Origin of the sequence: Brevundimonas sp., assembly GCF_023259385.1 — a bacterium.
Lineage (GTDB): Bacteria > Pseudomonadota > Alphaproteobacteria > Caulobacterales > Caulobacteraceae > Brevundimonas.
Map to the genome: position 1 here is coordinate 1 of NZ_JAHFPF010000272.1, position 4,586 is coordinate 4,586.

At 69.7% G+C, this 4,586-nt stretch carries 5 protein-coding genes; 2 read left to right on the top strand and 3 right to left on the bottom strand.

Features of this window, described 5'->3' with window-relative positions; translation table 11 throughout:
• Positions 1–355, top strand: a 355-nt coding sequence (locus tag Q0C81_RS16425) for an efflux RND transporter permease subunit (protein ID WP_291840462.1), incomplete at its 5' end; no start/stop codon positions are given.
• Between the two features lie 38 nt (positions 356–393).
• On the opposite strand, the gene Q0C81_RS16430 is transcribed toward Q0C81_RS16425, so the two are convergent.
• The 3 genes from Q0C81_RS16430 to Q0C81_RS16440 form a co-directional block, all read right to left on the bottom strand.
• Positions 394–975, bottom strand: coding sequence for a hypothetical protein (locus Q0C81_RS16430; RefSeq protein ID WP_291840465.1), 582 nt, complete (start codon positions 973–975; stop codon positions 394–396).
• 48 nt (positions 976–1,023) lie between these two features.
• Positions 1,024–1,500 (bottom strand): peptide-methionine (R)-S-oxide reductase MsrB, encoded by a 477-nt coding sequence (gene msrB / locus Q0C81_RS16435; RefSeq protein ID WP_291840468.1) that lies wholly within the window; start codon positions 1,498–1,500, stop codon positions 1,024–1,026.
• 96 nt (positions 1,501–1,596) lie between these two features.
• Positions 1,597–3,096, bottom strand: coding sequence for a hypothetical protein (locus tag Q0C81_RS16440; protein WP_291840470.1), 1,500 nt, complete (start codon positions 3,094–3,096; stop codon positions 1,597–1,599).
• A 184-nt stretch (positions 3,097–3,280) separates the two neighbouring features.
• On the opposite strand from Q0C81_RS16440, the gene Q0C81_RS16445 reads away from it, so the two are divergent.
• Positions 3,281–4,586: acetyl/propionyl/methylcrotonyl-CoA carboxylase subunit alpha (locus tag Q0C81_RS16445; RefSeq protein ID WP_291840473.1), on the top strand; the 1,306-nt coding region annotated here is incomplete at its 3' end.

The window sequence follows — 4,586 nt, forward strand, 5'->3', positions numbered from 1 at the left end:
GGCGCGGGGCATGCCCCTGTCGATCTCGGCGGCGGTCGGCTTCATCGCCGTCTCCGGCGTGGCCACCCTCAACGGCCTGGTCCTGATGCAGGCGGTTCTGGAGCGCCTCAAGGCCGGCGAGGCGCCGATCCAGGCCGCCGTCGCCGGCGCCGTCAGCCGCCTTCGCGCGGTCCTGACCACGGCCCTCGTCGCCGTGCTGGGCTTCATCCCGATGGCCTTCGCCTGGGGCCCCGGCGCCGAGGTGCAGAAGCCGCTGGCCACCGTCGTCATCGGCGGCCTGACCTCGGCCACCCTGCTGACCCTCATCGTCCTGCCGGTCCTGGCCTCGCTCGGACGGCGGACGAAGGGAAGCTGAAAGAGAAAGGGCCCGGTCTTTCGACCGGGCCCCTGATCTCAGAAGTTCGAATCGGCGGCTGTTCCCAGCGGCAACCCGTCCGGCCGGGCGACGCGCCGTTCGTGCTCCAGCGGAATCTCGGCGTCATAGCGGCCCGGGAAGGCGTAGCCGCCGTCGTTGAAATAGGGCGAACGGCCGTAGCCGTATCCGCGGTAGCGATAGCCGTAGGGGCTGTTCTCGGTCTGGCGGTAGCTCAGCCCCAGGGTGCCGTTCTCGCCGATCGGCAGGGTCACGGCCATGCCGAAGTCGCGATAGCCGCCGGTGCCGATGCCGGCGGTGAACTCGCTGTGCATCTTGCGGTCCACCCGAGTGTCGCGGACGCCGCCGATGTCGCGGTCGGCGGCGACGCCGTTGGCGTAGGGCCGGGCCTCCGGATCGCGCGCGGCGATCCAGCGGTCGATCTGCTGGTCCGTGGTCAGGTTGTGCGGCTCAGCGGCTTGCTGGGCTGCGCCCTCGGCGGTCGGGGCCACAGGCCGGGTCACGGCGGTCAGGTCGACATTGGTCGCCGGCGCGGTCGTCATCACCCCGTCGGGATCGCCGCCCATCAGGGCCGCGGCCATCATCAGTGCGGAAACCGCCATGCGCCTACTCCTGTACCAAACCCACCCTAGCCCTGAATAAGGCCAAGGTCAGGCGTTTCCGTCTCCACGCTGCAACGGATCGCGCAGCGGTTCGCCCTCGGGCACGAATTCCAGCGCCACCGAGTTGATGCAGTAGCGCAGGCCGGTCGGCGGCGGCCCGTCGGGGAAGACGTGGCCCTGATGCCCGCCGCAGCGCGCGCAGACCGTCTCGGTCCGCACCATGCCGTAGCTGGTGTCGGTGATGGCGGTGACGTGGGTCTCGTCCACCGGCTGGGTGAAGCTGGGCCAGCCGGTGCCGCTCTCGAACTTGGTGCCGGCGCGGAACAGCGGCAGGCCGCATTCCCGACAGCAGAATACCCCGGCCCGCTTCTCGCCCAGCAGCACGCCGCAGAACGGCGCCTCGGTGCCGTGCGACAGCAGGACCCGCGCCTCCTCGGCCGTCAGGTCCGCCTCCAGCCGCGCGCGCTCGACCGCATCCGGCGGCGTCAGGTCGTATCCGGAGGGGGAGCGGTGCGTGTCGGTCATGGCGTGGAGATAGGAAGCGGACGGTTGCGGGTCCAGCCTCCAAGGAAAAGGGCCGGACAGTTTCCTGTCCGGCCCCTTGTCTCACTCAAACCGGGTTCAGCCCCCGAACAGCGTGCCCACCCAGGCCTGAACCGCGGCCTGGTCGGCCGGGTCGCCCGTGTACACCAGGCCGGCGGCCGGAGCGTAGGGGGTGTTGTTCGGGCGCGGACGGGCGGTCCAGGCCTTGTGGCCGTAGCTCAGCTCCGAATAGTTCGACGGCAGGCGACGGGTGGTCGGTTCGATGAAGATGGTGTCGGTCGCCGTCGTCGTGCCCGCGATGCGGACGTTCGGCAGCTTGGAGATCAGGTCCAGCGTGTCCAGGCAACCGCCCGAGCAGCCGGCGTCGACCAGGACGATCACCGGACCCTGCACCGGATTGGCGGCGCCCGTGTCGGCGGTGGAGGCGCGGCCTTCAAGGGTGAAGGTCGGCTGGCCGGCGGCGATGGCGGCGTCGAAGGCGGCCACGATGGCGGCGGTCTGCTCGATCACGGCCGGGGCTTCGGCGGCGAAGCGCGGGTCCGCCTGCATCAGGGCCAGGGTCTCGGCGTACCAAGTGCGGTTGCCCGGGGTGGCGCGGTAGGTGATGGCGCCGGCCGCGGGCTGGCGGCTGGTGGTGAACTCCGGCGTCCAGATGCGGTTGGCCAGGCCATAGCCGCGCGCGGTCGAGGTGTAGGCCGAGGCGCCCGAGGCGGCGCGCAGGTCCAGCACGAAGCCTTGCGGGCCGCGCAGCTGGGCGGCCTGGGCCTCAACGGCTGAGTTGAAGGCGTCCCAGCCCGCCGAGTCGGCGAACGAGTGGACGTTGACCCAAGGGCGGCCGTTGACGGTCTCGACCGACAGCGGGGTCGCCGACGGCATGTAGACGGTGGCGCGGTAGGCGGCTTCCAGGTCGCCGGCGACCAGCGGCTCGGGGCGCAGGGTGACGGCGCGCGGACGGCGGTTGCCGGTGGCGAACTCGCAGATCGACGGCACGCCGTTCACGAACGGGTTGTTGCGGTTCCAGGTCAGGTAGGGCGCCGAAGTCACGCGACCGGCTTCGGTGTCCAGGTTGCCTTCCCAGCGGTCCAGCTTGTCCCGGGCGAACTCCTCGATCGGCGTGGCGTTGCACGACACCACCGTGTCGCCGACGCGCGGCACATTGGCGCCGCGCAGGCCCGGCTTGACGTAGGTCACGACATATTTGCCGCCGCGCCAGCCGGTGGCGAAACCGGCCCAGGACGTGCCGAAATACGGGCCGAGGCCTTCATAGGTCGGGGCGATCTGGATGTTCGAGTCGCGGAAGCCCGCCGCGTAGTAGCGCAGCAGATAGGCGTGGGAATCGCCCGAGTTGACGCGGTTGACCCGGCCCAGCGAGTCCTGCAGCCCGGCGTCCAGCCAGGCGCGGAAGTCGACGCTGGGTTGGCCGGGGATGGCCGGCGCCGGGTGGTTGGCGGCCAGTTCGTCATGCGCCGCTTGCAGGTCCTGGCGGGCCAGGGCGCGGAAATCCTGGGCGAAGGCGGAGCCGGCGCTGACAGCGAGAACCAGTGCGGCGGCGGCCGCGGCGGGTAGGAAACGGGACATGAAGTCAGGCTCCGGAGCCGAATTGAACAGGGCGTGGCGACGTTAAAGCCCAAGGGTGACAGACTTGCCAAGCCTCTACCCCGTTCGGATGAACGCCCCCATCCGGTTTACTCCCTGCGGATCGCGGCCTAATCGGGGCGAAGCGCCTCCGCAGGCGGATCATCCGCTTCACAGTCGAGCCTTCATGTTCAAGAAGATCCTGATCGCCAATCGCGGCGAAATCGCCGTCCGCATCATCAAGACCTGCCGCCGCATGGGCATAGCCACGGTGCAGGTATACTCGGAAGCGGACGCCGGTTCGCTGGCCGTGGAGATGGCCGACGAGGCCGTCCTGATCGGTCCCGCCCCCGCCGCCCAGTCGTACCTGCTGGCGGACAAGATCGTGGACGCGGTGCGTCAAACGGGCGCGGAGGCGGTCCACCCCGGTTTCGGCTTCCTGAGCGAGAACGCCGGTTTCGCGCGCCGCCTGAAGGCCGAGGGCATCGCCTTCATCGGCCCGAATCCCGAGGCGATCGACGCCATGGGCGACAAGATCACCTCCAAGAAGTTCGCCCAGGACGCCGGGGTCTCCACCGTGCCCGGCCACATGGGGCTGATCGAATCGACGGAAGAGGCGGTGAAGATCGCCCGCGAGATCGGCTACCCCGTCATGATCAAGGCCTCGGCCGGCGGCGGCGGCAAGGGCATCCGCGTCGCCCACTCCGACGACGACATGGCCGAGGGCTTCGCGGCCGTGAAGGCCGAGGCGCTGAACGCCTTCGGCGACGACCGGGTCTTCCTCGAGAAATTCATCATCGACCCGCGCCACATCGAGATCCAGGTGCTGGGCGACAAGCACGGCAACGTCGTCCACCTGTTCGAGCGGGAGTGCTCGATCCAGCGCCGGCACCAGAAGGTCATCGAGGAGGCCCCCTCCCCGCTGCTGGACGAGGCCACCCGTATGGCCATGGGCGCCCAGGCCGTCGCCCTGGCCAAGGCTGTGAACTATGACTCGGCCGGCACGGTCGAGTTCGTCGCCGGCCAGGACAAGAGCTTCTTCTTCCTGGAGATGAACACCCGGCTTCAGGTCGAGCACCCGGTCACCGAACTGATCACCGGCGTCGACCTGGTCGAACAGATGATCCGCTCGGCCTGGGGCGAGACGCTCGCCTTCGAGCAGAAGGACCTCAAGATCAACGGCTGGGCCATCGAGAGCCGCATCTACGCCGAGGACCCCTACCGCGGCTTCCTGCCCTCCATCGGCCGCCTGGTCCGCTACGAGCAGCCCGAGGAAGGCGAGCATGAGGACGGCTATGTCGTCCGCAACGATTCCGGCGTCCGCGAGGGCGACGAGATCAGCATGTTCTACGACCCCATGATCGCCAAGCTGTGCGCCTGGGCCCCGACCCGCGACGAGGCCCTGACCGGCATGGCCCGCGCGCTGGAGGACACCCACCTGGCCGGCGTCGGCCACAACGTGCCCTTCCTCGCCGCCGTCATGGACCAGCCCC

What these genes read in the sequence shown, in the direction of transcription:
- Q0C81_RS16430 (WP_291840465.1), bottom strand. Translation starts at nt 975, where the DNA reads ATGGCGGTTTCCGCACTGATGATGGCCGCGGCCCTGATGGGCGGCGAT.
- msrB (WP_291840468.1), bottom strand. Translation starts at nt 1,500, where the DNA reads ATGACCGACACGCACCGCTCCCCCTCCGGATACGACCTGACGCCGCCG.
- Q0C81_RS16440 (WP_291840470.1), bottom strand. Translation starts at nt 3,096, where the DNA reads ATGTCCCGTTTCCTACCCGCCGCGGCCGCCGCCGCACTGGTTCTCGCT.